Origin of the sequence: Nafulsella turpanensis ZLM-10, from assembly GCF_000346615.1 — a bacterium.
GTDB classification, from domain to species: domain Bacteria; phylum Bacteroidota; class Bacteroidia; order Cytophagales; family Cyclobacteriaceae; genus Nafulsella; species Nafulsella turpanensis.
Map to the genome: position 1 here is coordinate 14,421 of NZ_ANNU01000013.1, position 19,271 is coordinate 33,691.

Sequence of the window (19,271 nt, forward strand, 5' to 3'; positions counted from 1 at the left end):
CCCTCTCTGCTTCCCTAAACGTACCCGCCCTAACCTATGCCCCCGTAAAGACATGGCTCTTACCATTTCAGCTTACAATTTTCCTTCACCGGAAGATTTATCGTAACCTGAATCAAAATCAGCAACAGAGCTGAGCACCCACAGAAACTAAGGCTTCGTACTATCCTGCTGCGCAGACCCTTTCGGTGGATAAGCGATGGTATCCTTCAACTCATCAATCTTTTCTGGATCGAAGGAAGGAATCTGCATCTCTCCTGCCTCCTTCCATTTTCGCACCTTCTCTTCTGCTGCCCGGGATTTTTCTTCAGATAAACCTGCATCGCGGGCAATGTAGAGTGTTTGTGAAGGAAAGGCAAAACCAGTACCACTTGCTTCCACCACATCTATCATCCGTAAGAGTAAATCTTCCCGAATCTCCACAAATTCATTAAAGTCTTTGGTAAGAATGTAGGCGAAAATTTCCACATTTAGTGAGGCGGCAGCAAGCTCTGCAAAGCGCACCCTTGCAGGAACAGGATCGACTTTAGGGTGTGCGTAAAGAATTGCCCGGAGCTCTACCAACAGGTAGCGCATCTGGTCCGGAGTAGTTTCGTATCTTAAATTAAATACCGGAGCAAACTTGAAGCGATCACGATGGGCATAATTTTCAATTTTAGCAGAAGAAAATTCCCCATTCGGAATGGTTACAATGGTACGGTCTAGGGTACGGATACGGGTAGACCGCATCCCAATCTGCTCTACAGTCCCAATGGTATCCCCGGCCTTACAGAAATCTCCCACCCGTATCGGCTGGTCGGCAATAAGTGTTACACTTCCGACAAAGTTTTCTACTGTTTTTTGTGCGCCCAGGGCCAGTGCAATACCACCTATCCCTAAAGCAGCCAGACCGGTAGTAACATCCACACCAAATGCACCTAATACTACTATAACTCCAAACACAATAATGGCCACTTTTGCCGCACGCCTGAGAAAGAGAACAGCCGATACCCCCGCCAGGTGGCCCCGGATGCTCATCCTTTTTTCACTAAAACTGGTAATAAAATCGGTTAAGCGCCATAATAGCAGCAGCAGGGCTGCCAGCCCAATAATGAGGGTAATGCCGCTAAACCGCTGGCGCAGAATAATGGAAATTCCTGCCTCCTGCGTGGAAGCCACAAAAATCCACACGGCCAGATAAAGCCTTACAGGCAGTACAAATGCCTGTAATATCCCGGAAAGAGGTTCTGTTGCTGCCGTATGCCAAAAGCGGCGAAGCAGAAACAAAAAGGCAGCAGTAATTAACCATGCCAGCAGGTACGCAAGTACTGCCAATACTACCATTATCAGCCATTGTCCGGCAGCAACTCCTCCCCACTGGTATTCCTCGAGAATTTCCGGCAGCAGTCTGTCTACCAATGGTGCGGCCATAACCCCCTGAAGGGCGGCAATTTTTTCAATCGTTTCGGAGGAGAACAACCAGATCGGTCCACCCTCAGGCCCTTTTATCTCCTCTACCAGCACTTCAACAGTCTCCTCCTGAATCATCAGGGTACCCACCTGATCGAAGCTTGGCCTTAGTTCATCCTCAACCTCCCCGGCGGTATCATCACTAATTAAGGAATAAGGGAATATATTGCCATCTTTATCCAGCAGGCCCTGTAATACTCTTGCTAGTTCAGCCCCTTCCTGGCTTTCCTGCAACGCAGGTTCTATGTTGAGATAGAAGGCGGCTTTTTCGTAGTTCTGGTCTGCCACCGCTTTAATAAACCCACTTACAGTGCCACGAGGGGTGCGCCGACCGAGAGGATCTTCCGGCCACTTCGGCTCCATCACTTCCGCGGTATCTTTCTCTGCCGCAGCCGAAGGAAGTAACTGGGCCTGAGTATCAAAAGAAAGTAGCAGGAAGAGCCAGAGGAAACTACCAAACAAAGCCAGTCGCACATGGCAGAAAAGTGGTTTTTCATTCAAAACAATATGTACAGCCATAAAAATATCTGTTCTTAAAAATCTAAACTAAAGCATAAGCCTCTTGTGGAACTGCCACAATTTAAAGAGCTCGTGAGAATCAATTAACTTTATTACAACCTCAAATCTAATAAGCAGCCTGCTATCATAAAAATACCACCATCCTTTTTAGCATTTATCCCGGATGGCAGATTCCTTTTCAGATATACCTTTAACTACTTTTTAATTTCCTTCCAAAAGTAGTAGATTGTCCTCCTAATATTGCTTTTACCTATCAACTATTCCTGAAAGAATACGTAAAAAGAAGCACCAGAAGAAGACAGGTGTTGAGTACAGGGGCCTTGGACTTATAATTCCAGGAATAGTAAGTGAGCGATGAACTGGTTTTTTTTATTATTATAGACTTTTTGGTGAATGCCTGAAAAATTTAGTAGCATTCTGTTGGTAGACGACGATCCTACCACGAATCATTTTAATAAGCTTCTGTTGGAAGAGATGAATCTTTCGGAAAAGATTCACCTCGCTTACGACGGAAAGGAAGCTTTGTCGCTTATCAGGGACACTTCCTCTGTACTGAAGGATCAGCAGCAGATTCCCTCTATCATTTTCCTGGATCTCTATATGCCAATGATGAACGGCTTTGAGTTTCTGGAAGCTTTAAAGGAAAGAGAAGATTGGTACCAGACTTATTGGGTCGTACTCCTGACTTCCTCTAACCAGCCTGCGGATATAGAAAGAGTCAATAACTTTAAGGTGGCCAATATTCTTAGGAAACCCCTGACCAGCGAGAAAGTAAGACTGGTAATCCGGGAGGCCCTAAAGTCATAAACTTACAAAAGGCAAATCCCTCTTTACTTCATTTCGGCTCCAATTGGCTACCATAAACAACAGGCGCCCGCTACTTTTACAAGTTGTTCGGCTGGCAACTTCCGGTTAGCCTTTGGTCGAGAAGTAGTAGCTATAAGCGCTCTTACTGCTTTAAGAAAAAAAACAAATTTATCAGTGGAAAAGCTTTTCCCTACCTTGATTATAGAGGTAAGGTATAATTAATTGCCTAAATGAGCAACTTCCTTTCCACTAAAGAAACTTCAACTAGCCGTGAACAGAAAAAGCCGGCTTGTTACAGTCAGCTTTTTCTATTTATTAACAATACTTATTTTTTAATTTTTACTGACCAATGGTAATCAGCCCCAGCTGGTCTTCACTCACCGAAATCAACTTCCATCCAGCAGCGGCCTGTTTATCATCTTTACTGGCGTATATTTTCCATCGGTATACTTTTCCAGCTTCCAGGTTTTTGCTGGCCGTCTGGTCAAAGTTAAATTCCACGCTCGTTTGGCTGGAAGGAATGCTTACTTTCTTTACCAGTACATCCTGGCTATAGTCAAAGCCACCCCAAATTACATTACCATTTGCATCACTCACTTCTATTACATAATCGCTGGCACTGGAATAAGGAGTCCAGGAAAAGGTTGGGTTAGTACCACTCACCGTTAGCGGAATGGTGGAAGTAGAAGGGTTGGTCGGGTCGATAAGGCTTACTGAGTTAGTAAGGCTAAAGTCCCTGCTAACAGCTCCGTTGCTAACCTCCACCAACGGCTCTCCAAACTTCACTATCCAGTCCGGGTCGACTACCCTTTGGTCATTCTGGTAGGTCGCTCTTGCCAGAAAGGTTCCTGCAGGCACATTTTCTATGGTATAGTTGGCACTGGTTTTTGTCTGTAATCCAGGTACCGCCTCTTCGGTTAAGGGGTGGGTTAAGGCGACATCCACTTCAACAGCTGTGCTGGCCAAAAAGGAAAGGGTACCACTTACCGAGCCGGCCGCTCCTTTACTCAGGTTTACAATTTGTTCAGCACCCTGTCCGGTTGTTACATTCACCGATGCCTGCTCAGACTCATATCCGGCGCGCCAGCCCTTTAGCGTGTAGCTTCCTGCAGGAAGGTTGTAAAGAAAGAACTCTCCCGCGGCATCCGATACGGCCGAATATCCTTTACCATCCTTCACTCCTACTACCAGCACCCCTGGAACTCCTTTTTCTGCCTCCACTACTTTCCCATGGATATACCCGCCATTTTCCACTTCGCTCAGGTTCATGCTCACGGGCTTATCAAGCTCCATTCCTTTACTAACTGTAAATGGAATTGGGCTTATGTTCCGTGGCGGAACATGATCGTAGCCCTGCCGGTAAAGCTTCAGGTAATAACTCCCCGGGAGGAGCTCTGCCGAATAAGCACCATCTGCTCCCGTTGTGGTGGAGGCAACAGGATTATTTGAATTAGATTCAAAAACGATAATTCTCACGTTCTCCAGAACGGAGGTTGTTGCCGCATCTGTAACAGTACCATACAATACTCCTGTAGCGGGTTCCTCGTCTTCTTTACTACAGCCCCAGGCTGTTACAAGAAGCAAAGTCAGAAATAAAAGAGATTTCTTCATGTTTAAGCTCAATTTTAAGCAAAGAAAGCCATTCTCCCTTCAGCAAAAAACTGAGACTTCAGCCGCTTATTACAAGTATTTTAACAAGTAATTTTTGAAAGGAATGAAAAGGCTCCTAACAATTACCTTCCGCCTATAAAGAGTTTAAACCCTTACACTAACCAGCTATTGTTCTGAAATAATCTTTCTACCTGTTTTTTAGAGAGCCCATTCTTAAAAATATTCCCTTTTACTGTAAATAATTCCTGCCTCCTTTCATGTACTTCTTTAGGACTCCAGACTTACCTCAAATCAATGTTTTTAATCTTAATTAAGTCACAACCTACTCAAGTAAGTTTTTCCCATCCCCGCAGAAGACATTATCCTGCTAACCCATCTATTTTGGCAGGATAATCAAAATAAAACATATGAAAAACGTAATTCTAATTGCGACATTTTTGCTGCTCATTATAGCCTGCGGAAAAGAGGAAACTACTCAGGAGGTAAAGTTTGCTATCACCGGCACCTCCGTTACAGAAGTAAAATTCAACTACAAAAGCTCCATCCAAACCATTAACACCCCTTTTGATGGGACCTGGGATACCACTATTGTCGCCAATATTGGAGAAACAATTAGCTTAGATTCAAAAGCAACAGGCGGAGCACTAAAGGGCCAGGTGTTTATAAATGGAACTCTGGTTACTGAAGAAATAGATGCTGATACAGATGGAGATGGAAAAACACAAATAAAAGTAAACTGGACTACTGTAAAATGATTTATTAACAGTATATAAGTTTTTTCTTTGAAGGAGCAGGCTGGGTTAGCCTGCTCCTTTTTCTTTCTAGCGACAGAGGGCATTTCATTTCTCCAAGCTTTCGTATAGTCCAGAAGAGTCTCTGTCTTCTAATGTGGTTTTGGAGACTGCCAAAGGACATTCATGATGTACCACTTTCCATCCTGTTTAGCTAAATGAAAATAGTCAGTTCCCCACACCGCAGTAAGTTTGGCTGTAGCTGTTTTATCCTGCACATCGTACACTTCAATTTTCCGCATAGATTCGCCATTTGCCCGTTTACCATCTTTATTCCAGTGCTTGGTAAGGTTTACCAGCTGCTGAAAGGTCATTTCCTGGAGCGGAACATACTCCCCTTTTTGCCGGTCAAACCAGCTTCCTCTCTTTACCAGGCTAGGATGAACACTTCGGTAAATTCTGCTGGTATCCATCGTGTATACCCCTTCTACATAGTCCAGAATAGCTTCTTTAACCAGGTCATGCTCAGTTCCAGGGCTTGTTTGTAATGGCTTCAGTAAGAAGGCTGAGGTGCCAACCAGTAGCATACCGGCGGTCAGGCACAGGAAAAGTTTTGTTTTGAGAGACATAAGCTTAACATTTAAATGAAAATATTTTTAATTCCACTATTTTATTTCTGGCTCTTACCCGATGATTTAGCAGAAAGAACCTGTAAGTGCTTCCTTAAAACGCTACGGACTGATTCTTTTCATCAGGTAGTCTGATGTTTTACCGGAAGACATTAAACGGGCGCTCCATGAATCCTTGTCAATAAAGGTCCAGCAGAAACTGTTGGACGCATTTACAACCGGCTCAAAGCACCAGGTTCTTCCCTCATTTTGAGTCATCTTCCATTTTGATTGGCCGTATGTGTGGAAAAGAGTCCCTTCCTCCAGAAATAAATTACCCGATGCCTCTATCTCCCTTAGGGTGGAGTCAGCATAGTAGTCTATTCTTATAAGGGTATCATTCACCAGTTCATAGCGCTCAAAAAACGGAGAACTGCCTGCCATGCCTTTCCAGGCACCTTCCATCCAGGACAGCTCCTGAAGTAAGCTTACTTTCGTTCTTTCACTCGGGCTTTGTGCGTAAACCACACCCACGGTAGATAGTAATACCAAAATCAAGAATAGCTTTTTCATATGTTAAAGGTTTAGTTGACAGATATAAAGCTTCCATCCAAGGACAGTTGGTAAGTTAGCAGCCAAAGACCTAGTCCTGAACCTGACCATCCAGCAGTTGGATGATGCGGTTTCCAAAAGCAGCATTTTTTTCAGAATGGGTTACCTGCACAATCGTGACCCCTTCCTCCTTATTGAGCTGCTGAAACAGCTGCATGATCTCCTCTCCCTGAGTGGAATTTAGGTTACCGGTAGGTTCATCGGCCAGAATCAACTTTGGTTTGGAAATTAAAGCCCGTACAACACCCACCAGCTGCTGCTGTCCACCCGAGAGCTGGGAAGGGAACAAATCCTTCTTCCCTACAATTCTGAAGCGATCCAGCATATCGCCAACCATAGCCTTCCGCTCTGCCGATTTCACCCCCTGGTACAACAAAGGGGTTTCGATATTTTCATACACTGTTAGCTCATCCAGTAAGTGATAAGCCTGGAACACAAAGCCAATGTACTGCTTATACAGCTCCTTTCGCTGTTTTTCCTTCAGGTTAAAAACATCTTGTCCCATGAAGTGATAGCTTCCTTCCGAAGGTTGGTCGAGCATTCCCATAATGTTTAATAAGGTAGTTTTCCCTGAGCCGGAAGGCCCCATAATGGACAGGAAAGCTCCTTCATCAATCGTAAGGCTTACATCTTTGAGGATGAAAGTAGGGCGGTTGGCGGTGTTATACCATTTAAAAATATTCTGTAACTGTATCATTATTCGCTTCTGAGGTTTTTAACAGGATTATGATAGGCCGTTTTAATCGCTTGTAAACAAATGGTAAGGAAGGCAATGAGCAGGCTCAGCACACTGGCGGCAAGGAACACCCACCACTCTATCTCTATCCGGTAGGTAAATCCTTCTAACCATTGGCTTACTGCCAGAAAAGAAAGGGGAATGGCGATAAGAATCGCAATGAGCACCAGCTGCACGAAATCCTTCGAGACCAATGCCAGGATATCCTGCACACTGGCTCCCAGAATTTTTCTGATGCCTATTTCCTTGGATCGCCGGACCATTGCAAAGGCCGTTAAGGCAAATAAACCCAGACAGGCCAACAGAATAGCGACCACAGAGAAGGCGGTAAAAACTCCTGCAATTCTTTGCTCTGCCTTGTACATGGCCTGGTAATTTTCATCCAGAAACTGGTATTCGAATGGGCGGTGATTTACCCGTTGCTCCCATATCTTTTCCAGTTGGGCCAAAGAAGAGGCGATATCTCTGCCGGACAACTTCACGAACATGGCGCCTACTAAACGTTTATCCATAAAAATTACCAGCGGACCAATGGGTTCATGCAGGGAACGGAAATGAAAATCTTTTACAACCGCCCGAACAATTCCTTCTCTTCCTTTGGCCACCTTTTTACCGATGGCTTCCTCCGGCGTCCAGCCTAATGCACTTGCTGCCGCCTCATTAAGCATATAGGTATACGTGATATTATCGCCTCCTCTGGCAGGGTCTGCCAGTTGAATATCGCTGCGGGTAAAGTTACTGCCGGCAACAATCTCCAGGTCGAGTGTTTCTACAATGTGTTCATCGGCTGGCAGCGCATTAATGGTAATGCGCTTATTTCCTTCAGTAGTACTCAAACCGTCGCCCCAGCCAATATGGGTAGGTTCTTCATAGGCACCCCCAACTTCTGCCACTCCCGGCGCCTGCCTCAAGGCGTTCTTTAACAGGTCATACTGCTCTCTTATTTGTGCATCTACCGGAAGCACCACCACCTGCTCTCTGCTGTACCCAAGGTCTTTATTTTTGATGAAAGAAAGCTGCTGCAGAATAACAACCGTGGCGATAATCATAAAAATTGATACTACAAACTGAAAGACAATCAGTCCCTTGCGAAGACTCGTGGAACCAGTAAAGGAAAAACCTGATTTTAAAATTTTACTTACCTTACCTCCAGACAGCACTACAGCCGGATAAGTACCCGCGATAAAAGCGACCACTACGGATAAGCCAAGCAGCATAAGAAATATGAAGGGCGATAGTAACAAGTCTGGCTGAAATTCCTTTCCTGCCAACTGATTAAACCACGGCAGCACCAGAATGGTAAAGCCTACCGCTACTCCTACGGCCATCAGTACCAGTAAAAAGGCTTCGCTGATAAACTGAAGGAAAATTTCTCTTCGCCCCGCTCCCATTACTTTTCGCATGCCAATTTCCGCACTTCGTCCGGCCGATTGTGCCGTGCTTAAATTGGTATAGTTGACACAGGCAATCAGTAAAATCAAAAGGGCTACAGCCGTTAAAACATAGAGGTAAACAACGTTTGTATTTGGTTCGAAGCCATCCAGCTGCGAATAAAGGTGTACCTTGGTTAAGGGCTCGAGCTGATAGGTTGTATAGCTATTTCCTGTTAACTGCATTTCATCCTTACCAACCTCCTGCATATAAGCAGTAATTTTAGCCTGCAGGGTCTCAATTGCTTCCTCGTCTCGAAGCAGCAGGTAAGTGAGATAGTTGGCTTCACTCCATTTTTCTTCTTTCGAAGCATTCAGGCTGGTAAATGAGCCCACAAAGTCAAACTTTATCTGGGAGTTATCTGAGGCATCTGCCGCTATACCTGAAACCACAAACTCTTTATCTCCCCCTACGGTAATACTTTCGCCAATAGGGTTTTGACTGCCAAAATACTTTTTGGCCATGGATTGGGTAATGACCAGTTTATGGGGGGCATCCAGTACAGTGGCCGGATTCCCCTCCAGGAGAGGAAAGGAAAAAACGGTAAAAAAAGCAGAATCCGCATAAAGAAAATTCTTTTCCTCAAACATTTTATCAGCTACAGCCAGCACCCGAGGGTATTTCAGGAGCCGGACAAAAGCCTCTGTTTCCGGAAATCTCCTGTTAAACTCAGGTCCTACCCTGGTACCGGTTAGAGCGGTTTCGTTCAGTACATCACCAAAATTAAATTCCCAGGTAACCCGTACAATTCTATCAGCCTTTTCATGAAAACGGTCGTAGCTCCATTCATGCCAGATGTATAGCCCGATAAGCAGGCAGCCCATAATACCAACAGCCAAACCTATGAGATTAATAAAGGCATAGCGCTTGTTCTTTTGGAGGTTGCGCAGTGCAATTTTAAGGTAGTTCCGTATCATAATCGCTCCTTTTGATTATTCAAAAAATATTAAAACCCTCATCCTGAAACAGGAGAAAAATCATATCATTTAATCTGTTCTCAGGCTTTTTACCGGATTAGCCGAGGCCGCCTTTATGGCCTGATAGCTGATGGTCAGGAAGGCAATCAGCAGGGCGAACAGGCCCGCTATCAGGAACACCGCCCATCCGATTTCAATGCGGTAGGCAAAGTCCTGCAGCCACTGGTTCATATAATACCAGGCGAGCGGAGAGGCAATGAGCAGTGCAATTCCTACCAGCTTTAAAAAGTCTTTTGAGATCAGCATTACGATGCTGCTGATGCTTGCCCCCAGTACTTTTCGAATGCCAATCTCCTTTGTTTTACGCACCACTACAAAGGCAATCAGACCCCAGAGACCGATACAGCAGATAAATATAGAAATAACAGAAAAGGCCTTGAACAGCTGGTAATCCCGCCTTTCCTGCTCATAGCGGGAGGCAAGGGTTTCATCGACAAAGCTAATTTCATACACATGCTCAGGAAATACTGTTCTCCAGGCTTCCTCTATTTCCGCCAGTGTATTGCGCATCTGTCCCGGATGCAGCCGGATACCTGCCGTTACGTAGAAGTAAGGGAAAGGCAAAAGCGCCACTGGCGTTATATCCTCGTGCAGCGAACTGGTATGGAAGTCTTCGGTAACCCCTACAATGGCGGGTCTCATGGAGTTAATCCCCAGGGTTATTCTTTTCCCGATGGCTTCTTTCGGATCGGTATATCCCAGGGTATTTATCAGCTGCCGGTTAACGACCACGGCACTTCCAATATTTTTTTCATCTGAAGGCAATAACCAGCGGCCTGCCAGTAATTCAAGGCCAAAGGTCGCTTTGTAGTTGATATCGCAGGGAATTATCTCTGCTTCATAGCTGGTATTTTCAGGCAGTTCAGGAGCCTCCATGCTCACGCCGAGGCCATTATCAGAAACAGGTGCCCCCATACAGAAGGAGAGCTGCTGAATGCCGGTCTGGTTCTGTAACAGGCTTTGGAAATGGGCCCTTTTTACACTATCCGCCTCCGGCAGCTTAACCTCCACTACTGCTTCTTTGATAAAGCCTAACTCCTTGTCCTGAAAATATTCCATTTGGCGGGCAATGACCAGGGTACAAATAATAAGGAGAATAGAGACGCTAAACTGAAACACGACTAATGATTTCCGCAGCAGTACAGATGATTTTCCGGGCAAGGCCAGCTGGTTTTTAAGGGAGGATACGGGATTGAAGCCTGCCATAATTAAGGCCGGGTAAGCTCCTGAAATAAAGGTAAGCAGCAGGAGGGCCAGCAGGCTTCCTGCAATAAAGTCCAGTTCCAGCAGAGGAGCTGCCGTAATTCCTTTGTCAAGGATCTGGTTCACTGTCGGCAAAAATGCCAGCGCCAGCAACAGGCCCAGTACAGCTGCAGCACAGGTGAGGGTGAAGGTCTCCAGCATATAATGAAAGAACAGCTGCTTTTTAGAAGCCCCTATGGTTTTCCGGACCCCTACCTCTTTCGACTTGGTAAAAGCAAAGGAGGTAGAGAGGTTAATGTAGTTGATACAGGCAATCAGGATAATAAATATACCCAGCAGCACCAGCATATTCAGGTAGTTCGAACTAACGGTGTAAGTAGGATTACTGCCCTCAAAAGCCAGGTCGAAGTGAATTTCCGGCAAGGGCTGCAGGTACATCTTCATTTTCAGGTCTGCTTCGGACTTAGCATTGCTGAGTACAATCGCCTGAAGGGCCTCATGGGTGGCACTTCGGGTCCTTTCATCCTGCAGGCGTACATAAGCATACCCATTGCCCGTAAATCCCCATGAATTCACATCCAGTCCTCCGATAAAATCATTACTGAAAGTGCCATAGGACACCAGCATATTAAAAGGCAGGTGACTGTTCTGCGGGATATCTCTGACCACTCCCACTACTTCCGCCTCTGCTTTGTTGTCAAGTAGCAGGCGCTTACCTATGGGATCTTCTGATCCAAAGTACTGCCGTGCAGTGGACTCGGTGAGCACTACTTTCCCCGGCCCCTGCAGGGCAGTGGCGGGATTGCCCGCCACCCAGAAGTCTTCGATTCCGGCAAAATCCAGTACCTGGAAAAAGAGGGAATCTGCAAATACCACCTGCTCTTCGGTAAAGGGAGCCTCCTCCCCCAGGCGTACCTGCATCTCTTCTGCAAAATGAATCTGAGAAGCCAAAATTCCCGGATCTCTTTCCCTTAGGAATCTGCCGGTTGGATAAGGAACATTAGCGTTGTACAGGATCTGATCGGCCCTGCTGGTCTCACTCACCACCCTGAAGAGCTGTTGGCTTTTGGTATGAAAAGTGTCGAAGCTCCTCTCATAATGTCCTATCAGGACAATGAGCAATACCGCGGCAATGCCCAGGGACAGGCCCAGCAAATTAATGCCGGTAAAACCCTTATGCCGCCACAGGCTGCGGAAAATCTGCTTAAAAGTATGTTTAAACATAATTCAGGTTTTTATTCAGTTCGTAAGCTATGTACCGGATTTTTAAGTGCTGCCCGAATGGCATGGTAGCTTACCGTCAGCAGGGCTACCAGTACTGAAACCAGGGCAGCCAATAAAAACACATCCCAGCTAATATCAATTCTGTAGGAGAAATCCTGGAGCCATCTTTTCAGCACCAGCCAGGCAACAGGAAAAGCAATAACCGAAGCCAGAAGAACCAGCACAACAAAGTCTTTGGTGAGCATTCCTACCAGGGTGCTGACATTCGCTCCTAAAACTTTCCGGATTCCTATTTCTTTGGTTCTTCTTTGCACCACCAGGGTGGCTAAACCAAACAAGCCCATACAGGCAATAAAAATCGAAAGCAAAGAAGCATACTGAACAATGTTCCCTAATCGTTGCTCTTGCTCATAGGCGGCGTTAAGGGCATCGTCCAAAAAGCGATATTCAAACTCCTGGTCGCCGGCTACTTCCTTCCAGTTCTCACGAAGAAGTGCTATATGCTCCTGCGCATTCCCTCCCCTGAACTTCACCGAAATCCGGGGCCTTGGAGAATAATCATAGCTAACATCGCTGGAGTTTTCAAAAAAAGCATCTGGCTTTAAAGCCATTACTACAGGCTTGATAGAAGTATGCAGGGATTCGAAATGGAAATCTTTTACCACTCCAATTATTTGCTGCGGGTAAGCACCTGGTAACTTCCGGCCAATTGGATCGTCCCAGCCATATTCTTTCACCAATGCCTCATTCACCAGAATAGCATTGGAATCGGCCGGATTTCCTTCCATAAAATTCCTTCCCTCCACTACCTCCAGGTCCATGGCCTTAACAAAATCAGGATCTATGACATTGAAGCGGAACAGGCGAAAAACGTCTTTATCATCTTTATAGCCCAGCTGCATCCAGCCATACTCTGCCATACTGTAAAGAGAGGTGGTAGCATCTATTACCTGAGGGTTCTTTTCAAGGGCGGCAATAAAGCGGTTCGCCAGTAAGGCGGCCGCTGAACCCTGCTGATTTGTAGGAACAATCACGTTATGCTCCCGTTCAAAGCCCAGGTCCTTCTGCTGTAAATAATGAAGTTGCCGGCCTATCGTTATCGTACAGATAATCATGATAATGGAAGCTACAAACTGCCCCACCACAAGCCCCTTTCCGAATAAACCCATCCCTCTGGTCCTAACCTTCCCTTTCAGCACTTGAACAGGCCGAAAGGATGACAGAACAAGAGCCGGGTAACTACCGGCAAAGAGACCTATCAGGATGAGAAGAGAAAAGCAGAAAAGAAGGGTAAATACATCGGCATTCAGTACAAACTCGCGGTTAGCCAGCTGATTGAACTGCCCCAGTAAAAGATAAGCCAACAGCACCCCAAGCAGTAAAGCACTTAACGTAAGCAACAGCGCCTCCCCCCAGAACTGCCAGATCAGCTGTCGACGCTCTGCACCCAGAACTTTTCGCACCCCTACCTCCAGGGCACGGGTGGCAGAGCGGCCTACTGATAATGTAATAAAATTAATACAGGCAATCAGCAGTATTAAAATTCCAATGGTCGCCAGTATGTAGGAATAAAGGGGATTTGATGGTGCTACCATGCCTGCCGGTAAAGTATTGTCGAGGTGAATGTCGGTCAGTGGCTGAAGCCTTACATTGTATTCGCCTGCTTTGTAATTTCCGGCCACCAATGGCTGCATAAAAGAAGGAATCTTTGCATTTACTTTCGCCGGATCAGCCCCTTCCTTTAAAAGGACATATGTTTCTACCGATACATTCGACCAGGCACTGGTCCTGACATAATCGCTCCAGATGTGTACAGCATTAGAAAACGGGATCAGCAAACCGAACTGGATGCTTGATTCATACGGAACATTTTTCGTGAGGCCGGAAACCGTAAACAGTCTTTTTTCTCCTCCTATTTCCAATTCCAGGGTTTCTCCAATGGGAGAAATGTTACCAAAAAATAAAGTAGCCGCCTCTTCTGATAGAATAATGGAATTCTTGCTGGGAAAAGGATTCTGCCGGTTCCCTTTAATCAGCTCAAAATCAAATATATCAAAAAAGGTACTGTCGACCATTGTGACCGGATAATTGAAGATGTTACCACGATGGTGAATAGGTGCCCCAATACCGGCCACCCTGCTCACCGTCTCCACTTCCGCTAAGTTTTCCTGCAGCAGAGGAGCCAGAGGAACAGGGGTTACTACATTGGTAAAAATCTGCCCTTCGTAAAACTCCTGCAGCCAGGCCCTGTGAATTCTGTCGGCTTTGGAATGAAACCGGTCGAAGGAATGTTCACTCCGGACAAACAGCATGATGAGAATGGCTGCTGTTATACCAACCGCCAGGCCCAATACATTAATAAAGGTGTACCCTTTATGCTTAAGCAGGTAGCGAAGTCCTACTTTTAAATAGTTTCTAAACATGAGCGTGGAGTTTATTCGGTTCGGAGGTTTTTTACCGGATTGGTCAGCGCAGCTTTAATGGCCTGAAAGCTTACTGTAACAAGCGCAATCATGACTGCTAAAAAGGTAGTCAGGGCAAAGACCTGCCATGAAATATCGACCCGGTAAGCAAATGTCTGCAGCCATTCATGCATGATGTACCAGGCGATAGGAGAAGCCAGTACAACCGACACCACTACCAGCTTCAGGAAATCCTTCGACAGCAGGGCAACCAGGCTCGATACACTGGCACCTAACACTTTACGAATGCCTATTTCTTTAATTCGCTGTTCTGCGCTAAAGGTAGCCAGCCCGAATAAGCCCAGGCAGGAGATTAAAATGGCAATAATGGTAAAATAGCGAATCATGCCAGCCAGCCGGCTTTCCGCCTCATAGTTCTTTTGAAAATCCTGATCCAGGAAACTGTACTCGAAAGGCTCGTTGGGGTTGAGAGCATTCCATCGCTCCTCTATTACCTGGAGTGTCTGCCCCATATTTCCCTGGTTTACATGCGCAATCAGGTAGTTATAGATGGGGGCATTAACCAGCAGAAAACCAAAGGGTTGAATAGGTACGCGTAAATCCTTAAAATGAAAATCATTTACCACTCCCACAATGTCGAACCTGTACTGTTCGCCTTCCCAGTCAAAGGCTACCCAGCTGCCAACCGCTTCTTCCGCTGAAGGAAAGCCAAACTCGGCAACCCCTTTTTCATTGAGAATAATATGATTATTGGTATCGGCAGGGAAATCCGGAGAAAATAAACGGCCTGCCACTGCCTTAAGTCCAAGAGTCTGGAGAAAGGAATCATCTACATGGGTAATCACAACAGATTCTGCATTCTGTGCACTGCTCCCCTCTTTGTACATCAGCCAATCGGTAGGATTGGAGATGCCCGGGTAATTTAAGGAACCACCTACCGAACGTATCGATGTATGGCTGTTGAGTTGGGCTTTTAAAGAGGCGTAACTGCTTTTAGCCGTTTCACTCCTTAGTGGAATCACAATCTGCTGGTCTTTAATAAAGCCCAAATCTTTGGAGCGGAGGTAGCTCATCTGGTTCGAAATAATTACCGAAGCAATGATAAGTACCACTGATATGACGAACTGAAAAATAACGAGTCCTTTTCTTAGAGAAACTACTGAAAGAGAACTACTGAACCTGCCTTTTAAAACCTGTACCGGTTTAAAAGAAGAAAGGTAAAACGCAGGATAACTTCCTGCAATGAAACCTGTAATAATGGCTAAGAGAAAATAAACCCCCAGCAGGAAGCCATGTTGTTGAAAGGAAAGAATAATGTCTCTGCCCGAAAGCTGCTCAAACACCGGAAGAAAGACAACGGCCAGCACAATGGCAAAAATGAAAGCAACTAGTGCCATTATTAGAGATTCACCCAGAAACTGCCAGATGAGAAATGAACGTTCAGCGCCTAAAACTTTCCGCACCCCCACCTCTCTGCTTCTTTTAGAAGAGCGGGAAGTGGAAAGGTTCATAAAGTTAATACAGGCAATCAGCAGCGTAAGTACAGCAATAGACGCCAGAATACGGATATAGGTAAGGCTGCCGGCAGGTGTAACATTGCCCTCAATTTCGGAGGCCAGGTGAATATCCTCTATATTGGTGAGGAACAATTGTCGATCGCTCCCCCTGTTCTTCAATTCTTCACCCATATGCCTTTCCACAAAAGCAGGAAGCTTCTTTTCAAGCTGTTGTGCATCGCTACCTTCTTTCAGCAGAAAATAGGTGAAAAACATATTATTGTTCAGCAGGGTCGTACTGTTCAGGAAGAAATTCTCCAGCCCTCCTCCTCTCGGAGAAAGCAGGAAGCGGGCATCGATATGAGAAGGAACGTTATGGGGACGAAACACCCCTGTAATGGTATAATCCCCATCACCATTGGTATTGCTGCTAATCCGGATGGTTTTATTCAGCGCAGATTCTTCCCCAAAGAGCTTTTCCGCAATTTCTTCTGTTACCACCACCGTGTTTGGGTTCTGTAGCGCAGTGGCAGGGTCTCCTTCAATAAAGTTATAGGCCAGCAATTTAAAAAGCGAAGGATCCGCAACATATCCTTTGCTTTCATAGAAAGATTTTACGTTCTCTCCTGACTCCTGGTACTGCAGTAGTGTTTTATCATCCCTGAACAAGGAAAGCAGGCGGGCACTTTCTTCAATTTCCGGAAACTCCTGCTGCAGGGCAACGGCCAGGGCAGACGGTACAGTAGCCCGGTGCTCAAGCTCTCCTTCATTATTAAATACAGCACCTAACTGATAAAGACGCTCCCCTTTTGCATGGTAGGAGTCATAACTGTACTCGTGGTAGATGTACAGCGAAATGAGCATGCAGCAGGTTAAGCCGATGGAAAGGCCCAGAACATTGATGAAGGAAAATCCCTTATGTTTCATCAGATTCCGAAATGCGACGGTTATATAATTCTTTAGCATGGCAGTGGATTTATTCGATTCTTAAGTTTTTTACCGGATTTTTGAGGGCAGCTTTGATAGCATGGAAACCTACCGTAAGCAGGGCAATGGCCACGGCAGCAAAACCCGCAAGACCAAACACCCACCAGCCAATATCAATCCGGTAGGCAAAGTCCTGCAGCCAGCCCTGCATTAGGTACCATGCAATGGGCGAGGCAATAAGCAGCGATATCAGGACCAGCTTGACGAAATCCTGCGATAAAAGAACTACAATATTCTGTACACTGGCTCCCAGTACTTTCCGGATACCTATTTCCTTTTTGCGGCGCTCCGCGGCATAGGCTGCTAAACCAAACAGGCCCAGGCAGCCCACAAAAATGGCCATTCCTGTAAAAATCCAGAGCAGGGCCCTTAGCTTATCCTCTGCCTTGTACATCTGCTCAAAACTGTCGTCAAGGAAGCCATACTCAAGCGGATACTCGGGTGAGAAGCTGTTCCAGGTGGTCTTCACATGTTCAAGTGTAGCAGCGATATCAGCTGTTTTCATTTTTACGGCCACTTTCCAGAAAGCCGGAGGAAAAATCTGGAGCACGGTCGGCTCTACCTCATCATACAAACTCTTGTAATGGAAGTCCTTTACCACCCCAATAACCTGCCCTTTTTTAAGGGAATCGGCTGGTTCGTCCACCCATACTTCCCAATGCAAAGGCTGCCCCAGTGCTTCCTCGGGAGTGCCAAATCCCAGCTCCTTTACGGCTGTTTCATTAATAATAAAACCTTCTGTGGCATCGGTGGTAATTTCTTTTGAAAAATCCCTGCCGGCGATAACTTCCACCCCCAGGGTTTTTATATAATCATGGTCTACCATTAACTGCGTAACAGAATACCGCTTATGCTCCCCTCCACGGGGCACGATAATACCATCACCTGCCACCATATCTCCCGGAAAGCCATACCCTATGGACACGGAAGAAACCCCCGGAGATTGTAATAGCTGGTTTTTAAATGCCTCATAGTTCCCAACCATGTTTTCGCCCCTCATGGGGAAGAACATAATCTGTTCTTTTTCAAAACCCAGATCTTTATTATTCAGGAACTCTACCTGCTGGTATACTACAATGGCGCTGATAATTAATAAAACGGAGACGGCAAACTGCAACACCACAAGGCCGTGCCGCAACCAGGGAATTTTCCCGGGCTGAACATTCCCGGCAGAGCCTCCTTTCAACACTTTCACAGGTTGAAAGCCTGATAAAACCATCGCCGGGTATAAGCCTGCAATCACTCCCACTATGATACTAAGGGAAACCAGCAGCAACAAAACTAGTGGGTTCAATACCGGGAGCGCCATCTGCTTTCCGGTAAAATCATTAAGCCACGGGAGCAGCAGCAGGGTGAGAAGTACTGAGATTAAAACACTTATAAAGGCAAGGAGTATACTTTCGCTCAGAAACTGGAGGATGAGTTGGTTTCGGCTGGCACCAATGGATTTGCGCACTCCCACTTCCTTTGCCCGTTTAAGCGATTTGGCGGTGGCGAGGTTAACAAAATTGAAACAGGCAATTACCAAAATAAAAAGGGCAATCAGGCTCAGTCCCTTCACATAAGTAATATTACCACGGACAGCCATATCATATTTAAAATCAGCCGAATAAAGGTGAATATTTTCTAATGGCTGAAATTGAGGCAAATACGTCATCCCACCTTCTTTCAGGATCGGATGAACGTCCTGTTCAACGAGCTTTTGAAACTTTGCCTCCAGGTTCTCGCCATTTACTCCCTTTTTGACTTTTACATAGGTAAATAAATTTTGCCAGGTCCAGCTTTGCATGCGCTCTTCCGGAAATCCCATGGTTTGCAGTGGAATTATATAATCGACTGCCAGGTGAAACTTAGGGTTGTTCTGGTATACCCCTTTTACCTGAAAAGGATCGTTATCAATCAGGATTTCTTTACCTACCGGATTTTCAGTCCCGAAATATCTTTCTGCTAAAGACGTTGAAATGACAATGGAAGTAGGATCAGCAAGGGCATTCTTCGGTGAGCCAAACACAAAGTGAAGTGGAAAAAACTCAAAGAACCCGGATTCAGCCGCAATGCCACTCCCCTCATAAATTTGCTTCCCGTTCGCTTCGAACAGCACCTTCCACTGAATGTTAAAAAACCTTAGCGCCTCTTCCACTTCCGGAAATTCCTGCTCCAGTGTGGTGGCAAACATAGGCGGAGTAAAGGCCATATTTTCGGTCCCTTCACTTACGGTTGTCCGTTCGATATAAACCCGGTACACCTGTTCCCCTTCCGGAATAAACTTATCATACTGCTGCTCATCCCATACAAAAAGAGCGATTAGGAGGCAGGCCGTGAGACCAAAGGTTAAGCCGGCAATATTCAGAAATGAAAAACTCTTCTGCTTCAGCAGGCTTCGGTAGGCTGATTTGAAATAGTTCTTTAACATGTCTTTGGATTTAAGGGAATGATTCTCTTAGGTAGCCAAGGCTGTTG

12 protein-coding genes are annotated in these 19,271 nt (G+C 45.8%); 2 read left to right on the plus strand and 10 right to left on the minus strand.

What is annotated here, in order from left to right:
* Positions 1-147: 147 nt before the first annotated feature.
* Positions 148-1,965, minus strand: a complete 1,818-nt coding sequence (locus F752_RS0106135) for a mechanosensitive ion channel family protein (protein WP_017730854.1) — start codon at positions 1,963-1,965, stop codon at positions 148-150.
* A gap of 393 nt (positions 1,966-2,358) precedes the next feature.
* Here F752_RS0106135 and F752_RS0106140 point away from each other — a divergent pair, with 393 nt between their 5' ends.
* Entirely contained in the window at positions 2,359-2,772 is a 414-nt protein-coding gene (locus F752_RS0106140; protein ID WP_017730855.1) for a response regulator, read from the plus strand.
* 339 nt (positions 2,773-3,111) lie between these two features.
* Here F752_RS0106140 and F752_RS0106145 read toward each other — a convergent pair whose 3' ends face one another.
* A complete protein-coding gene (locus F752_RS0106145) occupies positions 3,112-4,383 on the minus strand; it encodes an MSCRAMM family protein (RefSeq protein ID WP_017730856.1) in 1,272 nt (423 codons plus the stop codon).
* Between the two features lie 407 nt (positions 4,384-4,790).
* Here F752_RS0106145 and F752_RS0106155 point away from each other — a divergent pair, with 407 nt between their 5' ends.
* A complete protein-coding gene (locus tag F752_RS0106155; RefSeq protein ID WP_017730858.1) occupies positions 4,791-5,138 on the plus strand; it encodes a hypothetical protein in 348 nt (115 codons plus the stop codon).
* Positions 5,139-5,266: 128 nt separating this feature from the next.
* On the opposite strand, the gene F752_RS23570 is transcribed toward F752_RS0106155, so the two are convergent.
* The 8 genes from F752_RS23570 to F752_RS0106195 form a co-directional block, all read right to left on the minus strand.
* Entirely contained in the window at positions 5,267-5,743 is a 477-nt protein-coding gene (locus tag F752_RS23570; protein ID WP_017730859.1) for a nuclear transport factor 2 family protein, read from the minus strand.
* A 102-nt stretch (positions 5,744-5,845) separates the two neighbouring features.
* Entirely contained in the window at positions 5,846-6,295 is a 450-nt protein-coding gene (locus F752_RS0106165; protein ID WP_017730860.1) for a hypothetical protein, read from the minus strand.
* Between the two features lie 70 nt (positions 6,296-6,365).
* A complete protein-coding gene (locus tag F752_RS0106170; protein ID WP_017730861.1) occupies positions 6,366-7,031 on the minus strand; it encodes an ABC transporter ATP-binding protein in 666 nt (221 codons plus the stop codon).
* A complete protein-coding gene (locus F752_RS0106175; RefSeq protein WP_017730862.1) occupies positions 7,031-9,418 on the minus strand; it encodes an ABC transporter permease in 2,388 nt (795 codons plus the stop codon). The genes F752_RS0106170 and F752_RS0106175 overlap by 1 nt, the downstream gene beginning before the upstream one ends.
* A 69-nt stretch (positions 9,419-9,487) precedes the next feature.
* Positions 9,488-11,905: an ABC transporter permease gene (locus tag F752_RS0106180; protein WP_017730863.1), complete on the minus strand. Its 2,418-nt coding sequence runs from the start codon at positions 11,903-11,905 to the stop codon at positions 9,488-9,490.
* An 11-nt stretch (positions 11,906-11,916) separates the two neighbouring features.
* Positions 11,917-14,328 carry an ABC transporter permease gene (locus tag F752_RS0106185; RefSeq protein WP_017730864.1) on the minus strand — a complete coding sequence of 804 codons (2,412 nt, stop codon included), beginning with the start codon at positions 14,326-14,328 and terminating at the stop codon, positions 11,917-11,919.
* 11 nt (positions 14,329-14,339) lie between these two features.
* Positions 14,340-16,790, minus strand: a complete 2,451-nt coding sequence (locus F752_RS0106190) for an ABC transporter permease (protein ID WP_026135558.1) — start codon at positions 16,788-16,790, stop codon at positions 14,340-14,342.
* Positions 16,791-16,800: 10 nt separating this feature from the next.
* Positions 16,801-19,224, minus strand: a complete 2,424-nt coding sequence (locus F752_RS0106195; protein WP_017730866.1) for an ABC transporter permease — start codon at positions 19,222-19,224, stop codon at positions 16,801-16,803.
* Between the last annotated feature and the right edge of the window lie 47 nt (positions 19,225-19,271).

Bases quoted from the DNA above. Each gene is read 5' to 3' on its own strand.
- F752_RS0106185 (WP_017730864.1), bottom strand. From the start codon at position 14,328: ATGTTTAGAAACTATTTAAAAGTAGGACTTCGCTACCTGCTTAAGCAT.
- F752_RS0106195 (WP_017730866.1), bottom strand. From the start codon at position 19,224: ATGTTAAAGAACTATTTCAAATCAGCCTACCGAAGCCTGCTGAAGCAG.
- F752_RS0106180 (WP_017730863.1), bottom strand. From the start codon at position 11,905: ATGTTTAAACATACTTTTAAGCAGATTTTCCGCAGCCTGTGGCGGCAT.
- F752_RS0106135 (WP_017730854.1), bottom strand. From the start codon at position 1,965: ATGGCTGTACATATTGTTTTGAATGAAAAACCACTTTTCTGCCATGTG.
- F752_RS0106140 (WP_017730855.1), top strand. From the start codon at position 2,359: ATGCCTGAAAAATTTAGTAGCATTCTGTTGGTAGACGACGATCCTACC.
- F752_RS0106155 (WP_017730858.1), top strand. From the start codon at position 4,791: ATGAAAAACGTAATTCTAATTGCGACATTTTTGCTGCTCATTATAGCC.
- F752_RS23570 (WP_017730859.1), bottom strand. From the start codon at position 5,743: ATGTCTCTCAAAACAAAACTTTTCCTGTGCCTGACCGCCGGTATGCTA.
- F752_RS0106165 (WP_017730860.1), bottom strand. From the start codon at position 6,295: ATGAAAAAGCTATTCTTGATTTTGGTATTACTATCTACCGTGGGTGTG.
- F752_RS0106170 (WP_017730861.1), bottom strand. From the start codon at position 7,031: ATGATACAGTTACAGAATATTTTTAAATGGTATAACACCGCCAACCGC.
- F752_RS0106190 (WP_026135558.1), bottom strand. From the start codon at position 16,790: ATGCTAAAGAATTATATAACCGTCGCATTTCGGAATCTGATGAAACAT.
- F752_RS0106145 (WP_017730856.1), bottom strand. From the start codon at position 4,383: ATGAAGAAATCTCTTTTATTTCTGACTTTGCTTCTTGTAACAGCCTGG.
- F752_RS0106175 (WP_017730862.1), bottom strand. From the start codon at position 9,418: ATGATACGGAACTACCTTAAAATTGCACTGCGCAACCTCCAAAAGAAC.